Annotated in this window: 17 protein-coding genes; all 17 read left to right on the top strand. The window is 53.0% G+C overall.

The genetic code is table 11. The features are described from left to right. The first annotated feature begins 318 nt into the window (after nucleotides 1-318). The 17 genes from csrD (at nucleotide 319) to PGW97_RS14695 (ending at nucleotide 19,878) form a co-directional block, all read left to right on the top strand. Nucleotides 319-2,262: an RNase E specificity factor CsrD gene (gene csrD, locus PGW97_RS14775; protein WP_217391848.1), complete on the top strand. Its 1,944-nt coding sequence runs from the start codon at nucleotides 319-321 to the stop codon at nucleotides 2,260-2,262. 166 nt (nucleotides 2,263-2,428) lie between these two features. After that, nucleotides 2,429-3,922, top strand: coding sequence for a PilN domain-containing protein (locus tag PGW97_RS14770; protein WP_273857579.1), 1,494 nt, complete (start codon nucleotides 2,429-2,431; stop codon nucleotides 3,920-3,922). After that, complete coding sequence (locus tag PGW97_RS14765; protein WP_273857578.1) at nucleotides 3,919-4,554, top strand: MSHA biogenesis protein MshJ; 636 nt, start codon at nucleotides 3,919-3,921, stop codon at nucleotides 4,552-4,554. Before PGW97_RS14770 ends, PGW97_RS14765 begins: the two co-directional genes overlap by 4 nt. Then, on the top strand, nucleotides 4,547-4,876 hold the full coding sequence (locus PGW97_RS14760) for a hypothetical protein (RefSeq protein WP_047887019.1): 330 nt from the start codon (nucleotides 4,547-4,549) through the stop codon (nucleotides 4,874-4,876). The genes PGW97_RS14765 and PGW97_RS14760 overlap by 8 nt, the downstream gene beginning before the upstream one ends. Before the next feature lie 13 nt (nucleotides 4,877-4,889). Next, nucleotides 4,890-6,578, top strand: a complete 1,689-nt coding sequence (gene mshL / locus PGW97_RS14755) for a pilus (MSHA type) biogenesis protein MshL (protein ID WP_047887018.1) — start codon at nucleotides 4,890-4,892, stop codon at nucleotides 6,576-6,578. A gap of 2 nt (nucleotides 6,579-6,580) precedes the next feature. Beyond that, nucleotides 6,581-7,423, top strand: a complete 843-nt coding sequence (locus PGW97_RS14750; RefSeq protein WP_047887017.1) for an ExeA family protein — start codon at nucleotides 6,581-6,583, stop codon at nucleotides 7,421-7,423. 5 nt (nucleotides 7,424-7,428) lie between these two features. Beyond that, a complete protein-coding gene (locus PGW97_RS14745) occupies nucleotides 7,429-8,766 on the top strand; it encodes a hypothetical protein (RefSeq protein WP_273857577.1) in 1,338 nt (445 codons plus the stop codon). A gap of 2 nt (nucleotides 8,767-8,768) precedes the next feature. After that, entirely contained in the window at nucleotides 8,769-10,484 is a 1,716-nt protein-coding gene (locus PGW97_RS14740; protein WP_217391854.1) for a GspE/PulE family protein, read from the top strand. A gap of 34 nt (nucleotides 10,485-10,518) precedes the next feature. Continuing rightward, nucleotides 10,519-11,739, top strand: a complete 1,221-nt coding sequence (locus tag PGW97_RS14735; RefSeq protein ID WP_273857576.1) for a type II secretion system F family protein — start codon at nucleotides 10,519-10,521, stop codon at nucleotides 11,737-11,739. Next, complete coding sequence (locus PGW97_RS14730) at nucleotides 11,720-12,205, top strand: hypothetical protein (RefSeq protein WP_273857575.1); 486 nt, start codon at nucleotides 11,720-11,722, stop codon at nucleotides 12,203-12,205. Before PGW97_RS14735 ends, PGW97_RS14730 begins: the two co-directional genes overlap by 20 nt. Before the next feature lie 42 nt (nucleotides 12,206-12,247). Next, nucleotides 12,248-12,826 (top strand): prepilin-type N-terminal cleavage/methylation domain-containing protein, encoded by a 579-nt coding sequence (locus tag PGW97_RS14725; RefSeq protein WP_273857574.1) that lies wholly within the window; start codon nucleotides 12,248-12,250, stop codon nucleotides 12,824-12,826. Between the two features lie 32 nt (nucleotides 12,827-12,858). Further along, nucleotides 12,859-13,356, top strand: a complete 498-nt coding sequence (locus PGW97_RS14720) for a type II secretion system protein (RefSeq protein ID WP_273857573.1) — start codon at nucleotides 12,859-12,861, stop codon at nucleotides 13,354-13,356. Nucleotides 13,357-13,460: 104 nt separating this feature from the next. Further along, nucleotides 13,461-14,000 carry a type II secretion system protein gene (locus tag PGW97_RS14715; RefSeq protein WP_273857572.1) on the top strand — a complete coding sequence of 180 codons (540 nt, stop codon included), beginning with the start codon at nucleotides 13,461-13,463 and terminating at the stop codon, nucleotides 13,998-14,000. After that, entirely contained in the window at nucleotides 13,997-14,599 is a 603-nt protein-coding gene (locus PGW97_RS14710) for a type IV pilus modification PilV family protein (RefSeq protein WP_273857571.1), read from the top strand. Before PGW97_RS14715 ends, PGW97_RS14710 begins: the two co-directional genes overlap by 4 nt. Beyond that, nucleotides 14,599-15,342: a PilW family protein gene (locus tag PGW97_RS14705; protein ID WP_273857570.1), complete on the top strand. Its 744-nt coding sequence runs from the start codon at nucleotides 14,599-14,601 to the stop codon at nucleotides 15,340-15,342. The genes PGW97_RS14710 and PGW97_RS14705 overlap by 1 nt, the downstream gene beginning before the upstream one ends. Next, nucleotides 15,332-15,754: an MSHA biogenesis protein MshP gene (locus PGW97_RS14700; protein ID WP_273857569.1), complete on the top strand. Its 423-nt coding sequence runs from the start codon at nucleotides 15,332-15,334 to the stop codon at nucleotides 15,752-15,754. Before PGW97_RS14705 ends, PGW97_RS14700 begins: the two co-directional genes overlap by 11 nt. Further along, nucleotides 15,754-19,878 (top strand): DUF6701 domain-containing protein, encoded by a 4,125-nt coding sequence (locus tag PGW97_RS14695; protein ID WP_273857568.1) that lies wholly within the window; start codon nucleotides 15,754-15,756, stop codon nucleotides 19,876-19,878. The genes PGW97_RS14700 and PGW97_RS14695 overlap by 1 nt, the downstream gene beginning before the upstream one ends. Nucleotides 19,879-19,963: the final 85 nt, after the last annotated feature.

Here is a 19,963-nt window from a genome sequence, read left to right as displayed (position 1 = left end):
ATCTGACGGCGAGCGGCCGGGTGGTTGCGGGAACGGAATGGGGAACGATTTGCCTATTCTGTGCGGGCAACTATAGTCTGTGCGGCAACTATAGCATGCGTAAGCACAACCTGAACGCGGCTTCCGGTGCCGGAAGTGAACGCCGCATGCATTTCGCGTCAATCAACCGGATAAAGTATTAATAAATTGTTAATTTGTCGACCGTGGCACTGACAAATTGACCATGATAATGGTACTTTGCACGCCAGATCCTGCTTGATGCTGACCGGAACCAATGTCGAGCAACCCCTTCTACAACTTACTGATATTTATCTGCCTATGAGAAAAGCGTCAGGAATGAGACTGACCAACCGGTTGGTTGCTTTTGTTACCGTCATTGTGATCTGTGCGATGTTCGTCATTTTTATCGGCGGCGCCGTCAGTTTCCGTAAACTGGGCCAGGACTACCTCACCCACTACCTTGATGGGGTGGTGGAAGTGATTGATCAGGAAATGGCCGATCCTCAGGGAGCGCAGTCCCTGTCGCGCTGGCTGCCTAAATTGCTCAAAGCCAGCAATGTAATGGAACTGGAAGTCAGCAGCGAAGCCGGGGTGATCTACAGTTTTAAAGGGCTGCAGACCTTAAACGATCCCTCCATTCTGTATCGGAGCCGGTATGAGCTGCAGCACAACCCAGGCTACTTCGTGGACATGAAGTCTATCCCGCCATACACCGAATTTACCTATTCTATCGGGGCGATGTCGTCCATCAGTCTGGCCATCGCAATTATTATCGCCGGGCTGATATGGGGCATGGACTGGCTGCGTCGCCAGCTGCTCGGCTCTGAATTACTGGAGCACCGAGGCCGGATGATTCTGGCCGGACGGGTCGAAGAGAACGAAATTGGCGATGAGCGGGAGTGGCCGGCCACGGCCAGTTTGGCCCTGGATAAGATGATAGCCGAGCTGAAAGATGCCCGGCAGGAGCGTAGCCGGTTTGATACTTTTATCCGTACCCATACTTTCCTGGATCAGCTGACGGGCGCGGCCAACCGGGTGATGTTCGACAGCCGTTTGCAGTCCATGCTGCAGGATCAGGAAACCCACGGGGCCGTGATTTTGGTGCGGATTGCAGACTGGGAAGAGCTGTTGGCGGAGAAAGGCAAAGAAGAAGCGGATGAACTGATTCAGGACGTCGGCGGCATCTTGTCGAACTTGGTGCAGCGCTATCCCGATACCGTACTGGCGCGCTATTTCGATGCCGAATTTGCGATTTTGCTGGGACAACAGTCGGTGAAAGAGGTTAAACAGTTCGCCAATACCATGATGAACGCCCTCGACCGGCTCAGCCCGCCCACACCACTGGACAAGGAAAATTGGTGCCACATTGGTGTGACTTCCTGGGTCAGCGGGGAGCGGCGAGGCCGTATCATGGACGAAGCCGACATGGCGCTGCGCAGTGCCCAGCTGCAGGGCACGAATGGCTGGTTTGCCTTTAAAAAGGATCAGCAGGTGGAAGACGCCCGCGGCAGTGTGCGCTGGCGGACTCTGCTTGACAGTATTTTCAGCAGCGGCGGTCCACTGCTGTACCAGCAACCGGTGATCATGGCTGATGGCACGACGCTGCACCGTGAGCTGTTGTCCCGGATCCGGGATGAAAACGGCATGCTGATCAAGGCCTCGCGTTTCCTCAGCGCGGTGGAGCAGGTGGGATTCAATGCCCGCATGGATCAGCAGGTGATCAGCAAGACGTTAAATATGTTGCGCAATGAACCGGTAGAAGATGCACTGTCGGTCAATGTGAGTGTGGAGGCGCTGCTCGACAAGGCTTTCGTCAAATGGCTGCGGGACGAGCTGCTGCAGACGCCGCGGACGGTGCTGAACCGGCTGTCGTTTGAGATCCCGGAAAGTGGCCTGGTTAAGCATCTGGATGCAATTCGTCCGGTGGCCCGAATTCTGGTCGGCCTTGGCTGTAAGCTGGTGGTCGATCAGGCCGGACGCACGATTGTCAGTACCCATTACATCAAGGATATCAAGGTCGATATCATCAAGTTGCACCGTGGGCTGGTGCGGGAGATTGACTTGCGGCAGGAGAACCAGCTGTTTGTCCGCAGTATGCTCGGTGTTTGTGCCGACTCGGCGGTGCAGGTGGTTGCGGTCGGGGTAGAAAATCAGAATGAATGGCAGGTATTAAAGCAGTTGGGCGTCAAGGGCGGCCAGGGACGTTATTTTGCCGCAGAGTTGTCACTGGAAAAGCCGGAAAGTCCCCGTAAACAAAAATAGACAAAAGACTTAATAAAAGTGTTTCTATTAATTAAAAAACACTATTAAATCAATATAATTTATTTATAATGGTCAAATAATTGACGCAGGTAAGGCAAATTTATGCAAGTCGCAAAATTTGCCGTTTTTTTTTTGGGGCCGTTTATTACGGCCATAGACATTGAATATGTTAGTTACCCAATTTTTTAAAAAGAAAAGCAAGCGCCAGACAGCCTGCATTGCGCTGTTTTCTGACACGCTAGCCCTCGCTTACCAATTCGAAAATCAATGGCATACCGATGAGCACCCTGTCGCTGACAGCCATCAGTGGGGCGATGCCATCAAGGCGCTGATCAGTCGCAACCAACTTAAGGGAGCGGCCCTGCGTCTGGTACTCGAACACGGCTACTACCAGAGCATGATGATCGAAAAGCCGGAGTTGCCGCAGGAGGAATACCCGACCGCGTTGCCTTTCCTGGTCAAAGAATTGGTCAATGAATCTCCGCAGGAGCTGGTGGCGGATGGATTTCTGGCACCGCTGAAGCAGCGTTTGCAGGTGTTTGTCGCTAATCGGCGTTTACTCGAAAAACTGGCGGCGGCCTGCCGCGATGCCGGTTGTGACCTGACTGTGGTATCCGCGGAAGACGTGGTCTGGGGTCAGTTGACGGCGGCGACGCAGAGCCAGGTGATTCTGCATCGTCGCAGCCAGGGGAATTTACAGTTAACGGCGTTCAAAGAGCAGGTGTTGTGTTTTCAGCGCCAGCTGCGTGGTTTCGCTGCCCCTTTACTGGTCGGGCAGGCGGATGATTTGTCCTCCGGCTTGCAACTGGACGGCCTGGCGTTGGAGTTACAGCGCTCGCTGGATTTTCTGAGTGCGCAGCTGCGTGAAACCCCCGTGACTCAGATGCTGGTGTCCTGTGATGATGATGACGATAGTCGATTGGCGCAGGCGCTGGGTGAACGTTTGAGTGTGCCGGTAGTGGCACTGACACCGGCGCAACCCGCTCTGCTCAGTAACGCACTGCGGGTCGCTCAGGCCGGTGCCGCTTACGGAACCGGGGCGATCAACCTTTACAACGAGACCCTCAAACCCAAAACCGAATTGCTGACCCTGCCGAATATTGCGGCCAGCTGGTTGGCAATTGCCATTCTGCTGGGGGCTTTCAGCGGTTGGTGCAGCTGGCAGAATCACCAGCAGCAACTGGCCCTGCAGGCGGAACAACGTCAGCTGGATGAAAAGCGCCAGCAACTGGATCGGGCGAAAGCCGCGTTGGCACGGCATCTGCCGAGCGTCCTGAAAGTGGAATCCGCAGACGGACTGGAGCAGCACCTGGCAGCCAAGCAAGCGACGCTGGCAGCGATTGCCCAGCATGATGACAGCCTGAAGGTAGGCTACGCCGGTATGCTCCAGCAACTGTCGGATGCCGCCAGCGGGGATATTTCCCTGCAGCGGATCAGTGTTGCTGGCCGTCGCCTGGATCTGGAGGGTCTGGCTCGTTCACCGGACTCCGTGCCGAGCTGGCTGCAGGCTTTCAAAACCTATCCGGCGCTGTCTGACCGTCGCTTCGAGCTGATGTCGTTGGGCCGCACCGAAGACAACATTGTGACGTTCAAACTGCTGGCAGAGCGGAGCCAGCCCGGCTCCGTGGCACCATCCGTGAAGCAGGGGAATCAATCATGAATCGCTGGTACGCGTTGTGCGATAAATTTGCGGTGCTGACCGAACGTGAGAAATGGCTGATCGCGATTTCCGGCTGGGTGGCCTTGATCTTTGCCGGTTATTTGCTGGTGGTTGAGCCGGTCCTGATGAAACAGGAATCACTGCAGCGGCAGCGAGCATCAATCAGTAATGTACTGACCGCCAGCATGGACCAGATTCAGGTGATTGAGCGCAAGCTCCGGACCGATCCGGACCAAGAAATTGATGAGAAAATTGCGCGCCTGACCCGTGAAAACCGGGCACTGGACGATGAGCTGGGCGAGCGTGTGGCGAGCCTGGTCAGCCCGGTGCAGATGTCGGCGCTGATGGAGCAGGTTCTGCAGCGCACCAAGCAGCTTAAGCTGGTGGCGCTGACCTCGCAGCCGCCGGTTCAACTGATCAGCGGTAACGATCAGGGGTACTACATTCATCCGGTGAGCCTGACCCTGCGTGGACGTTACTTCGATGTGGTGGCGTATCTGCAGCAGCTGGAGGCGTTGCCGGTGAAATATTACTGGCGCAGCCTGAATTATCAGGTCGATACCTATCCATGGGCGGACATTCAGTTGGATGTTTATACCCTGGGCGAGAGTAAGGACTTTATTGGTGGCTAAATCTCTATTTATTGCTCTGGGTCTGATGGTTCTGGCCGGTGCGGCCAACGCCACTCAGGACCCGACCGCTCCGCTAGGGTGGCAGGCACCGGCGGCCAAACCGTCTGTATCGCAGAGCCGGTTACCGAGCCTAGAAGGCATCTTCTGTGACAAAGCCAGCCAGGATTGCACTGTGGTTCTGAGCGGCAAAATGGTCAGCCAGGGTGGCAGTGTTAATGGTTATCAGGTCGCGGCTATTTACGATGATGCGGTTATCGTAAAACGCGGCGGTCGGCAGTGGCGGCTGGAAATGTTTGCCGACAACATCAAGTCAGATTTTTAAATAAGTGGTTAAGATGCGTGGATTAGTTGTAGCAGCGGTCATTGCCTCCCTGGTCGGATGCTCGACCAACATGGGGCACCGTGACCCGGTTGAGGTGAAAGGGGCGTTAAACGAGGCGGCCAATCAGGCGAACAGCCGACCGTTGATGGATTTGCCGGCGTCGGTGAATGCGGATCTGATGCCAAGCCTGGACGGCAGTGATTATGTCAGTCCGGTGGCGGTGGAGAAGCGATTCCGGGTCAGTGCCCGCAATGTCGATGCCAAAGCCTTTTTTGGCAGTTTGGTTAAAGGGACGCCGTTTAACATGGTGATCCATCCTAACGTGCAGGGCCGTATTTCGCTGACGCTGCAGGATGTCACGCTGGATGAAGTGCTGGAAGTGGTCTCTGACATTTATGGATACAGCACGACCCGCAAGGGCAATATCATTCAGATTTTGCCGGCGACCCTGCGCACTGAAGTGATGCCGGTCGATTACCTGCAGCTGAAACGCCGTGGGATCTCGCTGACTTCTCTGACAACTGGCTCGATTTCGGATACCGGCAGCGACAGCTCCCGGAATAACCGCTCAAGCAGCAATCGTAATAACAATAACGATTCCGAGCAGAACAACAGCAGTTCCAGTTCCAGTAAAGCGACCGGCGGGACACAGATTGAAACCTTGTCGGAAAGTGATTTCTGGCAGCAGCTGGAGCGTGCCGTGCAGGCGATGATCGGCAGTGGCCAGGGACGCAGCATTGTGGTGTCACCGCAGGCCAGCCTGATTTCGGTGCGTGCGTACCCGAATGAGTTGCGTGAAGTGAAGGAGTTCCTCGGGGTGTCGCAGCAGCGCCTGAAGCGTCAGGTGGTGCTGGAAGCCAAAATCATGGAAGTAACCCTGAGTGACGGTTATCAGCAGGGTATCAACTGGAGCAACATCACCAAGAGTATCGGCGGGACCGATATTACGTTTGGCACCGGTCAGGTGGTCAGAGATCTGGCGGGCAACATTGTGCCTCAGCTGCTGCCGGGCGGAAATGAAATCTCTAACCTGCTGAACGGTCAGACTAACGTGACGATCTCAGACGGTAACTTTGATGCGGTACTGAGCTTCCTTGATACTCAGGGCGATCTGAATGTGCTGTCCAGCCCTCGGGTAACGGCGGCTAACAACCAGAAAGCCGTGATTAAAGTCGGCGGTGATCAGTACTTTGTTACCGATATCTCCGGCGGCGAAGTAAACAGCGATGGCGGTACGGCATCGCCGGATATCGAACTGACCCCATTCTTCTCGGGTATTTCCCTGGACGTGACGCCGCAGATTGATGATGAGGGCGGCGTGCTGTTGCACGTGCATCCGACCGTGGTGGATGTGAGTACCGAGATCAAAGACATCGCCTTGGGCGATACATTCGGCACCTACAGACTGCCATTGGCAAAGAGCTCGGTACGTGAGTCAGATTCTGTCATCCACGCCCGCTCCGGCGATGTGGTCGTGATCGGCGGCCTGATGAAATCATCGGTGCACGATCAGGTCAGCAAAGTGCCGTTACTGGGAGATATCCCTATGCTAGGCCATCTGTTCCGTAACGTGAATCAGCTACAGACTAAAACCGAGCTGGTGATTTTGCTTAAACCAACCGTGGTGGGTGAGCAGACGTGGCAGAAGGAAATTGAGCGTTCGCGTGCCCTGGTTAACGAGTGGTTTCCTGAAGAGGGATAATCATGTACCAGTCCCATTTTGGTCTCACGTCAGCGCCGTTTGCGCTGACGCCCAATACCCGGCTTTTTCATGCTTTGCCTCCGCACCTGGAGGCAATTGAAACGACTTTGGCGGCACTGGCCATGGGAGAAGGTATCATCCAGATCTCCGGTGAGGTCGGGACGGGAAAAACGCTGGTGTGTCGGATGCTGATTAACCAGCTGCCGACGCAGTTTGAGCTGGCCTATCTGCCGACACCGGCCCGAAGCGGCAAAGAGCTGCGAATCGCACTGGCCCGGGAGCTGGCGCTCGAGACCGATGGTGACGAGGCATTACTGGCTGACGGTCTGCAGCAGGCGCTGCTGGCCCGAAAAGCGGCCGGGAAAACCGTGGTAGTGCTGATAGACGAGGCGCAGGCCCTGCCGGACGATGCGCTGGAAGTGGTCCGCTTGCTGGGCAACCTAGAGACCGAGCAGGAAAAGTTGCTGCACATCATTCTGCTGGGGCAGCCTGAGCTGGATACTCGGCTGGCGCAGCACCACTTGCGTCAGTTTCGTCAGCGAATCACGTTCCGCAGTTGTCTGCGGCCGCTGGATCTGTCTGAAACCGCAGCCTATATCATCCACCGTCTTGCCGCTTCAGGCTGTGAGACGGAACTTTTTCATCTGGCCGAGATAAAAGCGATCTGGTCTGCCAGCCGGGGGATTCCGCGGCTGATTAACCAGTTGTGTCATAAGTCTTTACTCGCAGCCTGTAGTGAACAACGCCAGCACATTGATCGTCAGGACGTGCTGCTGGCAATCCGAGATACTTTGGGCGCGCGCCAGCCTCGCTGGACGTTTCCGGTATTGTGGGGATGGCAATAACACCCATGAGTGAACTGAATAAAAAATTAAGTGCGTTGCACCAGCAACAGGCGCAACAGACATCCGCTGCGGCAACGCTGCAACCTGCCGCTGTGACTCCGTTGCCGCAGCAGAAACCTTGGCGCTGGGGCGTGGTCGGTGTTTGCTGCCTGCTGGCAGCCGGTGGTGTTGGTTGGTGGCTGGGAAGCGGTCAGGTACAAACTGTTACCGATAAAACAGCCATGGGCATCGCTGCTACCGACGCAACGGTTGATGATTCGGTTGCCACGGCTACTGAAACGACAGCGAAAACAGCGGCAGTTAAAGCCCCGGAAGCTAATGTCCCAGAAGCTAATGTCCTAGAAACTAAAGCCCCGGCGGGCAAGGTAACAGCGACCGAGGACGAGGCCATCGAGGAAATAGCCGTCGGGGAAACCGCTGGCGGAAAAATAGCTGCACAGAAAATGGCGGCGAAAGATAGCGCCATAGCAAAAACCACGAGCAAGAGCACGGCTCAGGCCGAGGATTCGGCGACCGTGGCGCAAGTTGTGAACTCCCGTGTTGCCGCTGGCCGTTCGGCGGTGACGCCTGAGCCGGAAGTCCAGACAAAGCCGGCCCCACTGGTGGCCGTGCGCCAAGCGCCGGTGTCTCGACAGGTGAACGACGAGCCTGTGACGGTGGCCAGTGCGTATGATGACGAAGACGTTGACGCGTTTGAGTCTTATGACGACATGCCGGACACGGACGAACAACCAGCCGAGCTGGAGATTGAAACCGTTGAGCTGGATGCCGGCCAGCTGGCACAGGTGGAATACAACCGTGCCCAGAAGGCCATGAAAGAAGGGAATACCCGCAAAGCCATCGGCTATTACGAAGCGGCCCTGAAATACCAGCCGGAATGGGTGTCGGCTCGTCAGAAACTGGCGGCGCTGTACTATGGCCGAGGCGATGCGCGCCATGCCCTCAACACGCTGCAAAAGGGGCTGGAATTCAACCATACCCAGCCGGACCTGCGTCTGACGCTGGCCAAGCTGCTAATGAATGAGTCGCAACCCCAGGCCGCACTGAATGTGCTGTCGGCGATGCCGGAAAAAGATCACAGTGGTTATCTGGCCATGCGCGGGGCGCTGGCCCAGCAGTTACAGAACAATGCGATGGCGAAAAGCAGTTATCAGCGCCTGAGCCAGACAGAGCCGTATGACGGACGCTGGTGGCTGGGACTGGCCATTGCGCTTGAGCGCAGTCATGACGCCGAGCAAGCACGTGAGGCCTATCAGCAGGCATTGCTGATGGGGCGGATCTCCGCGACCTCGCAACAGTTTATTCAGCAGCGCTTAACCGTGCTGAGCCAAACAGAGGGTTAACCATGCCGATCAGACTTCGAAAACGCCTGGGTGACCTGCTGGTCGAAGAAGGCATTGTGGATCAGAGCCAGCTTGAGCAGGCACTGGATCAGCAGCAAACGACCGGCCGCAAGCTGGGCGCCACCCTGATTAGCATGGGGTTCCTGACCGAGCAGCAGATGCTGCAATTCCTGTCCCGTCAGCTGGATATCCCGCTGGTGGATCTCAACCGGGTGACGGTCGAGATGGAATCCGTCACTTTGCTGTCAGAAGTGCATGCCCGCCGGCTGCGGGCACTGGTTATTGGCCGCCGGGACGACACGGTTCGGGTGGCGATGAGTGACCCGGCAGATCTGGCAGCACAGGAAGCGGTCTACAACCAGCTGGCGCAATATCGGGTGGAGCTGGTGATTGCGCCGGAGCGCCAGCTGATTGCGGCGTTCGACCGTTACTACCGCCGGACTCAGGAAATTGTTTCTTTTGCCGAGCAGCTGAAAGCCGAGCATCAGCAGGAATCGGATTTCCGGTTCGGGTTTGATGATGCCGATAACGATGAAGTCACGGTCGTCAAACTGATCAATTCCCTGTTTGAAGACGCGATTCAGGTCGGCGCATCCGATATTCACATTGAGCCGGACAGCGATGTGCTGCGTATCCGTCAGCGTATCGACGGGGTGCTGCATGAAACTCTGCTGAACGAAACCAGCGTGGCTTCGGCACTGGTGCTGCGCCTGAAACTGATGAGCGGGCTGGACATTTCCGAGAAACGCTTGCCTCAGGATGGCCGTTTTAATGTGAAAGTGCGTGGCAACTCCGTCGATGTGCGGGTCTCGACCATGCCGGTCCAGCACGGTGAATCGGTGGTGATGCGTTTGCTCAACCAGTCGGCGGGTATTCTGAGTCTAGATCAAATCGGTATGCCGGAGGCGATCCTGCATCGCTTCCGCCGTCAGCTGAAGCGCCCGTACGGCATGATTCTGGTTACCGGGCCAACAGGCTCAGGGAAAACCACCACGCTGTACGGCGCGCTGAGTGAACTCAATAAGCCGGGCAAGAAGCTGATCACGGCGGAAGACCCGGTGGAATACCGCCTGCCGCGGGTCAATCAGGTGCAGGTGAACACCAAGATTGGCCTGACGTTCTCGTCGATTCTGCGGACGTTCCTGCGCCAGGACCCGGATATTATTCTGGTGGGTGAGATGCGTGATCAGGAAACGGTGGAAATTGGTTTGCGTTCGGCCCTGACCGGTCACCTGGTCTTGTCGACCCTGCACACCAACGACGCGATTGACAGTGCGCTGCGCATGATGGACATGGACGCGCCGGGCTATCTGGTTGCCAGTGCTGTGCGCGCCGTGCTCGCACAGCGTCTGGTTCGCCGGGTGTGTCAGGATTGCGCTGAAAGTGTGATGCCGGATGCCGCTAAACAGCAATGGCTGATGGCTCGATTCCCGCAGCATGCCGGGGTGCCGTTCCGTCAGGGGCGGGGCTGTCAGAGCTGTAACTTTACCGGCTACAAAGGCCGGGTTGGCGTCTTCGAACTGCTGGAAATGAATACGGACATGATGGATGCCCTGCGTGCCGGAGATGCGGTGCTGTTTGCCCAGATCGCCCGTCAGACACCGGGATACCAGCCTCTGATTGAATCTGCGATGGCGCTGGCTCAGGACGGGGTCACCAGCCTGGAGGAAGTGCTGATGCTGGGTGAAGGTGATGACCACGACGGTTTTGTACTGTAACCGGCACTGGTGCTGTGAATAAAAGGATCCGGGTATGCCTGTATTTAACTACCGCGGTCGTGGCGCTCAGGGCGAACTACGACGCGGACATATTGAAGCGGCCAGTCAGGATGCGGCGGCCGACCTGCTGCTGAGACAGGGAATCATCCCGCTGGAACTCCGTCAGTCGAATGCCCGTAGCAACGGGCTGGATCTGAACCAGTTGTTTAAGAGCACCATCCCGCTGGAAATGCTGGTGATTTTTTGCCGTCAACTGTACAGCCTGACGAAAGCCGGGTTGCCATTGCTGCGATCCATGAAAGGATTGGGACAGAGTGCGACGCATCCCTTGATGAAAAGCACACTGGAATCCGTTGTGGCGGAAATGACCAATGGTAAGCCGCTGTCGGTGGCGATGAAGCAGCATCCACGGGTCTTCAATACCTTGTTTGTCTCGATGATTCAGGTCGGGGAAAACACCGGTCGGCTGGATGACACCTTGCTGCAGCTGGCGCATTACTACGAGCAGGAAATGGAAACCCGTCGCCGCATTAAATCCGCGATGCGTTATCCGATGTTTGTCATGAGTGCCATTATGCTGGCGATGGTGATCCTGAATATCAAAGTGATCCCGCAGTTTGCATCTATGTTCAGCCGGTTTGGCGTGGAGTTGCCGTTGCCGACCCGCATCCTGATTGCCAGCTCGAACTTTTTTGTCGGTTACTGGCCGTTGATGCTTGGGGGATTGGTGGTGGCTTGGATGGGGGTGCGCCTGTGGCGGCAAACACCGGCGGGTAGTGAAAAGTGGGATCTGTGGCGTCTGAAAGTGCCTATTGTGGGCGATATTGTTAATCGCGCCCAGTTGTCCCGTTTTTCCCGCACTTTCTCATTAATGATTCGGGCGGGGGTGCCGCTTAATCAGGCGATTCAGATGTCCGCGGAAGCGCTGGGCAACCGCTACCTGGAAACCCGGCTGATTGACATGAAAATGGGGATTGAATCCGGTAACAGTATTGCGGCCACAGCCAGTCAGTCAGGGGTCTTTACCCCACTTGTCCTACAGATGATTGCGGTAGGGGAAGAAACTGGTCAGGTTGACGAATTGCTGTTTGAAGCGTCGGAATTTTATGATCGCGAAGTGGACTACGACCTGAAAACTTTAACGGCGCGTATTGAGCCTATCTTGTTGTTAATTGTGGCAGCCATGGTGCTGTTGCTGGCACTCGGCATCTTCCTGCCGATGTGGAGTCTGCTCGATGTGGCCAGAGGTGTATAAGTGGCTTCAGCAGCGGCGGCTCTATGTCTTTTTGTGGGGGAGTTTGTTGCTGCTTACGGTCACAATATTAATGGTGCAGGGTGAACATTTTGTTGATCGGGCGGAAGAGATCCAAGTCAAAGTTTTGACTCAAACTATGGTGAAAAGTGCGGCCTCCATTCGTCAGAAATGGGAGCTTGAAAACCGCCCTGAATACAGTTCAATTAACGGAATAAATTACGGCTTTACTCAATATGGCTGGCCTATTATTCGTTCTGAAAGGGGAATTGATTGCTCCCAAACGTGGAATTTGCTGTCGTCGAGAAATTCGGAATTGGAATATTTAAATTTCGAACGTAAAAGTACTGTTACATCATATTCTTATGACTCGTGTTTTTATCAAATTAGCCATGGAAAATGGGTGGCATTATTTTATGAAAATGAGACAATACGAATTAACGGTTTTTTGACGCATTACGAAAAGTGATGACGTTGATTTGACAAAAAATAATAAAAGGTAAAGCCCAAGATGAAAAAGCAAACCGGATTTTCCCTGGTGGAATTAGTCATCGTAATTATCGTTGTCGGTTTGTTGGCTGTTGCTGCATTACCACGTTTTCTTAACGTGACCGACGAAGCGAAGAAAGCGTCCATTGAAGGGGTTGCTGGTGGTTATGCCACCGCTGTGCTGTCAGTACGCGCCCAATGGGAAGCGTATGGTCGACCAAAAAGCGATAACCGTAACATGGTTAACTATGACGGTACTGATATTTACCTGACTCAGGCCGAAGATGCGAACAACCCGAGTGTGGGATACCCGATTGCCCTGACAAATAAAGCGGTTGCCGCTTTGTCAGCAACCGACTGCGTCGCTTTGATGGATAACCTGTTACAGAATCCGCCGAAAGTGACCAGTGACAGCAGCGAAGCGCAGGGCGGTAAATACCTGTTCTTTGTATCACTGACTCAGGAAAATAACCAGAATGCTTGCCGCTATTATCAACTGGCCTCTGCCAGCAGTAACGGCGGTGGTAACTCAGATGTGACCTCCGGTCACTACTTCACTTACCAGCCTGCCAAAGGTCTGGTGCAGACTGTAATACGTTAATCGTATAGAAACATAAAAATTAGGAGAAACTTATGAAACGTCAAGGCGGTTTTACGCTGATTGAGCTGGTTGTGGTTATCGTGATTCTGGGTATCCTGGCCGTTACTGCAGCCCCTCGTTTTCTGAATTTGCAAGGTGATGCTCGTCACTCTGCGCTAACCGGTCTGGAAGGTGCAATGAAAGGCGCTGCGGGCATTGTTTACGGCAAAGCGGCCATTCAAGGTCTGGAATCTCAGGCAAGCGATTCTGTAAGCGCAGCAGGTAAGACAGTTTCAACCGTATATGGTTATCCGGCGGCGACTGAAGCGGGTATTGTGGCTGCGCTGACTGGCTTTGAAGCCAACGGCGACTGGGTTATCGTGAAAGACAGCGCTAAAGATAAGGCCATTCTGCTGACTTTCTCTGAGTACAAAGATCAAAATCAGAAAGATTTAGACGATAACAACCGTAAATGTTACATCCAATACACAGAAGCTGCAGATAAAAATAGCGAGCCGACAATCACGCTATCAGCTGACGCTTGTAAATAATATTTCATATAGAGCTCTGCGGAGCTCTATTTACTCAGGGCATTCCCGATGTATGTCCTGAGTAAATAGCCTGTCCTTCCCAGTTAGATTTTCAGGGTGCACTTATGCCCGCCAGTCAACGTGGCTTTACCTTAATTGAGCTTATTGTGGTGATTCTGCTGGTCGGCATCCTTGGTGCCACAGCGGCTTCTCGCCTCTTTGGTCGCAGCCATTTTGATGCCTTTGTCGCCCGCGATCAGGCCATGACCATTACCCGTCAAATCCAGTTAAGTGCGATGCAGGCGCAAGACTCGGAAATCCAGCGTATCCGTTATCCGCTGCGCATCATTGCGGGGAGCAGTGAGAAAGATTCTTGTCTGGGGCGAATGGTGGACACCGTCTGTCCTACAGCGTCCAGCCTCAACAGTGACGTACTGTTAGGAGCAACCAGCCAGACCCAATTCACGGTAACGAGCCCGCATCCGACCCCTTCAGTTTTGTATTTTGACCTGCTGGGCCGTCCTGTCGATAGCCTGGGGCGTATTGTCTGCGATCAGGGGTGCGAAATTTCGCTGACAGCCAGGGATAACACTCAACTGAGTTTTTGTATTAATCGTGAAGGATTTATCGGCAAGGGAAGCCTGAGCGAAGGAGCTTGTCAATGATCCCGTATCAACGCGCCAGAGGCTTTTCGCTGATTGAGGGGATCATTGCCATTGTGGTAATGGGAATCGCCATGGTCACGTTAACCAGCTTCCTGTTTCCTCAGGTGGAACGGTCTGCGATTCCGCAATATCAGGCCCGGGCTGCAGCTATTGGCCATGCCATGCTTAATGAAATTCTGGCCCGGAAATTTGACAGTCGCTCAGATCCGAATGGTGACAGCCTGATTCGGTGCGGGGAAAAATTGCCTGTCATAGACACATTTATCGAATGTACGGCACCGGAGCTGCTGGGGGCTGATAGTGGTGAAACAGACCCTAAGGGTAGCCTGAATACCGCCCTTGCTGATGATGTGGATGACTTTAAAGGATGTTGGGGCACGAGATCTCAATGTAAAGGAAAAGTCTGGCGTGGTTCGCTCAGTCAATTTGTGCCTGGTGATGAATATGCCAATATCTGGGCTGAAGTCGATGTCTTTTATGATGAAGGCTTTGTCGGAACGCCGCATGAGCAGGTAACTGCTCATAAGCGAATCACTGTCACCATCAAGACAACACGCTATGGGGAATATGTTTTCATTGCCTACAGGAGTAACTACTGATGCGGGCAATGAAAGGGTTTACGCTCATTGAGTTACTGATAGCACTGGTGATACTAGCCATCATTTCACTGGGGATAGGCAGTTTTCTGCGCTTTGGCGCTGATGGTTATGTCAGTACGGTTGAGCGTGAACGGTTACAGTCCGAGGCTCGATTTGTCACGGAACGCCTGAGCCGTGAAATCCGTCATGCCGCTCCCAACAGTGTCGCGGTCAAGGATGGTTGCCTGTCGTTTTTCCCTATTTACCTGAGTAGCTTTTATCTGCAGCAACCTACCGCATCAAGCCATTCGATTGGGTTCATACCACGGCAGCAGGACGTTTCAATGTGGACAGCAGAAGCGGACGGCCAGCCAGCGATTAAAAATCTGGGGGTGGCCGTGGGCTTGATGAATCCCGCTCAGTATCAGGAAGTTTTATTACCGCGAGCTGAGCGGGCAATGATAGCCAATGGCCAGGGAACGCTGACCTATAAGCATTCACTGACGACGCAGTCTCCAGGAAAGCGCCTTTATCTGGTTGGAAAACAAGTGGCGTTTTGTTTTGATGGTGTGTCGCTGACGCGTCAGGTGCAGGGAAGCGATGCCTACGTAATCAGTAAAAAGCTGACTCAATTTGCAGCGGTATCAGAAGGCGCGGCGCTAAACAGTAATGGGTTGGTGCATTTAGAAATGACGTTTACCGATCCGCGCAGTGGCGAAAGGGCGCATTACAATCACAGCGTACAGGTGATCAATGTTCAGTAATTCCCCTCGACATAAACAACATGGCAGCGCACTTATTGTGTCGCTGTTTGTGATTGTTGTGATGTCTTTATTGGCCGCCGCCATGATTCGAGTTGACTGGGCCAATCAAGATATCACCACCAAAGAAGTGTTGGGTACCCGCGCCTGGTTCACTGCGCACTCCGCCAATGAAGTAACGTTGAGCGAGCTGTTCCCGTTAAATCAACCGCCTAATACGGCAGCGTGTACAAATACCCATTTTGCACCGGCAAATAATTTTCATTGCAGTGCAGACGTGGCCTGCACGCTGCACGCAGTATCTGGTGCCGAAGGCACAATCAACACCTTTTATCTTGTCAGTACCGCCACGTGTGGCAGTGGAAAAGTGCAAGTCAGTCGTACTCAGGAAGCCTGGGCGAAGGAAATACAGTAATGTTCAGACATATTTTCGTTGTTTTGTTTCTGCTTGCAGGCTTTTTTAGTGTATCGGTAGAGGCATCACCACAGTTTGAATTCGGTAAACTGGATTTCCAAGACTGTTTAACTCAATCTTGTACCATCAAGTTTAAAACGGATTTTAAAACGGTTCCTTATGTCTTTGTCATGCCGACGATTGGCATGAACGATTGGCAAAGCGCTCCTTCATCGGTTCGAATCATGAGCCGAACCCAAACAGAAGCTTCATTCAAACAGTTTATTGCGCCATACAGAGCGGTCCATAACTCCTCGAATGGTCACTACCGTTCAATTAAGCCCACCAAAATGACTGGCTTCCATTATCTGGCGATTGAAAAAGGGGTCATTGATCTGGGTACTGCCGGTAAAATTGTCGCAGGTGAGGTCAATACTACCGGTTTTTATTGGCAGGGCGTGAAGTGGAATGACATCAATAAAGACAATAATGACTATGGCGTACCAGCGATAAATTACTCCGACTTTGGCTTCAATAGCCGGTTTGATAATCAGCCGGGAATTTTGACGCAAATCCAGTCTACCCATAACACTTATCAACAGTCACTTTTGCCTTTTTACCATGAGGGGGAGCCGATTTGGCTGACGTCATTGGGGTGGCATTTAGAAACGTCAGGAAATCGCCAAAAAATCAAAATAGCGATGGATACCTCAGAGGTACATACCAATAAGCAGACGGCAAAACCACCTTTGGCTTTTCGTCCTCAGGTGCCTGAGACGATTGCCTTTGTGGCTGCTGAAGGGAGCGGTTTTGTTAACGGTAAAAAGTTTTGGATGGGGAGCATCGAAACGAAAAATACGCATAAAGATCCCGAGAATGGCTATAAAGACCTCACTAATACGCCTCAGGATAATGTGCAAAAACCGACTACGATTGCATGTAAATACAATAGTCTGGATTTCGTTGAAGACTTCCCGTCAGCACCCGTCGTACTGATCGGGAAAAACTCCCGAAAAGGGCCCAATGGTGGCTGGATTCGCCGATGTCAGCTAACTAAAGATAAAGTAACGGTTCAAATTGAAGAAGATTTGGATCGCGACTCTGAAAGAAAACATGCTTCGGAGTTAACTGGCGTTTTTATTTTCGAAGGCAGCAAGCAAGCCCCTTACTGTGATTTGTTCCCAGGGCCGGCACAAACCTGGCGTCACAAGCAATCTCTGAAATATATAGCACCTGCGCGAGGGGTTTATATTGCAAACAATGCGCAAATTCTGGGAGCCAGAAAGGTTAACAATGAGCGTGTTCTTGGCTTTGAAAGCATTTCAGGCCAAGGTGTTGCGTCAGGGTGTGATGGGAGTGAGTGTACGTTAAATGACGGTTTGATCGTCTCTGCGACTGAATTAGGTACATTCCCGGCGCTACCCAATGCTTTGTATCCGGTTGATGGCAATATGACGTTTACTCAAGCCGAACACGGAGTGTTGGGCGCGGTATCCGTGAATAAGCATGCGACGCTGTATTTAAACTCTGGCACATACTGGTTTGATAGCTTGGATGTCAGGGGCGACATACGTATTAGAAAAGGGCAGAAAGTTATTATTCATACCAAAGCAATGGCTGTGAATAATAACAGTGTGGTCATGATGGATGATGATTCATCGCTGGATAATTTACTTATTTATGTCCATGACAAACCTTTCAGTACTTCTTGGTCTAGAATTCATCGCCGTGTTGATTTCAACAATAATGCTGTATTTCGAGGGTTAATCTATAGCGAAATAGAGACTGCGTTGAGCAACAACGTACATGTCTATGGGGCTATTACGACTCTCAGCCTGGACATGCATAACAACTCGATCATTCATGGTGAAAGTGCCTGCTTTTCTTCTGTTGAAGACTACCAGATTTCCGTGACACCAGACGTTGATTTCTCCCTGACCTGTGATGCACAAGAAGTGACATTTACTGTGACTAATGACGGCAGTGTGGCAGAAAACTTCGATGGTCAGGTACGGATTTCCACCAGTTTAACCAAGCAAGGGTTGGCTGCCTGGCATGAAAATGCCGGCGGAACAGGCGCGGGCTCTGATGCCTCATTAAGCTACACAACGACTCCCCAAAATGGTCAGGTGACACTCTGGCTGAAGAGTGACTATGTCGGCACTATCAATGTGCAAGGTGAAATTGTTAATGACGATGCCGAACCCGCGACAGCCGCTTACACCTTTGTGCCGTTCAAGTTTGATATTGATAATGCCAATGTCAACGTGGTCGCCGGAAGGCCGAAACCGATAGTCATCACGGCTCGCTCGTGTAAAAGCAGTATCCGGTCAGATGTGGCTAAAGGTTATCAAGGTAAGCGAACACTTATCCTTAATACCCGTTACCTGGCTCCTGAAAATGGCCAACAGCCCGCAATTCAGCTTTCCTCGTGCTCGACCAGTGCGTGTGATGATGCAGAAGATTGGAAAGGTGACCGAATTGATTTGCGCTTCAGCGAAGGAGTGGCTCATGCCAAGCTGAAATATGAAGAAGCAGGCAAAACCGAGCTGACAATAGCGGATGAAAACTGCACCGTTGAAAAAGGCTGTGAACTCCTTCCGGCTACTTTCAAGGCTGCTAAATCTGACTTAGGTGACTGGAAGCGCCTTGAGGGCAAACGAGAGGTCTGGGCTCGGCCCTATACGTTTGCGTTGTGTAAGGTTGCCGGACAGCGAAGCATCGAAGAGGCCAGCGGTACTTCGGCGCAAGGTGCGGCATTTACTGCTGCCGGCCGCGAGTTTCAAACGCAGATCAGACCGGTAATCTGGATGGCGAGTGATGGTTTTACAACGGTAAACAGCAGCATGAATGCCCTCACAGATGTTGATAGTAGCGCTATGTGTCAGCGTCAGGAAACTCGCAACTTCTATCACCCTGATGCTCCTAAGACATCGGTACGACTGACTCACCAATTAGCAACACCAGCTGCAGGGGAGCAGGGAGTGTTGAGCGGTATGACAGAGCTCGCCCATACTCAGTTAAGTGATCCCGTTTCACTAAGCTGGAGTGAAGTCGGAAGTATTCGATTATATGCCGATACCGCGGGGAATTACCTTGATATGGATGTCAACGCAGGGTACCGCGAGGTTGGCCGTTTCTACCCAGCGTATGTTGAAATCCAAAATGGCAACAGCTACGCCTATCCATCAGGACAACGTGGTTTTGCCTATCTGGGGCAGGAATTTGATGCCCGTTTTTCGGTACTGCCCAAATCACAAGATGGCGCGCTTGTGCAGAATTACGCCAAGTTTAGTGAAAGCCTGCAGGTGAGACTTGGGCTGGATGCCATTGATAAGAAAGGCATCAGTTTTGGTGATCGCCGTAAACCGCTTAGTACCTGGCGTGACTGGAGCAATACGACCACTGAGATGCCCTGGAAGCTGGAACGTGCCGGTTTTAACTCGGCTCCCCTAACCACGATACCGGAAGCGCCTTGGCATGAAAGCAACAGTCATTGGGGGCTTTATATTGCGGAAGGGGTCGATCCTACCGGGCTGAAAGCGCAAAACGGGGCAACGGCGTTGCCTGTAAATGGCAGTGCGCTGACTGAGGAAATTGTCCCGTTTGCCAATACGCCTGAGCTGCGCTATGGCCGGATGACCTTAGAGGACGCGGCGGGGAGAAATGACTCGCCGATTGCGATTCCGCTGAGGGTGGAATATTGGGATGGCGCGCGCTTTATCACTAACAAAGACGACAGTGTGTCTTGGTTTGACGGCCAATATTACTGCCGCCAAGTGGTGACGCAGTCTGATACTTCCGTAATCAGTACAAGTGACACTCAGGGAGAAGGTCAGGTTAAGGATGGAGAGACCCGCTCCGGTGACTTTATTGCGCGGCCGACGCCGGGGGTTAACTATCGGGAGCAGGTACGTTTTTGGCAAAAACTGATCGCAGATAAGCCGTCGCAAGCTGTGTCCGACGATGGCGATATTCACTGTGAGAATGGGTTTAGCGGAAGCAATGAGCAACCCTGGCTGACCTATGACTGGCGCGGCCTGGGCGATGAAAACCCGTCAGCTTTGGTGACGTTCGGGGTGTATCGCGGGAACGATCGCGTCATCTACCGGGGCGAGAAAGGTATTAATACAATGCTCAATTAAATAAAATGCGGTTCTGAAGCAGGTTTGACAATCCTTGCCTTGTCTCGATCCGTGCCCCCTGATACATTTAGCGCAATTTAACGAA

Source organism: Photobacterium sp. GSS17, assembly GCF_028621875.1.
GTDB classification, from domain to species: Bacteria; Pseudomonadota; Gammaproteobacteria; order Enterobacterales; family Vibrionaceae; genus Photobacterium; species Photobacterium ganghwense.
This window is presented reverse-complemented; position numbering and strand designations above follow the sequence as displayed.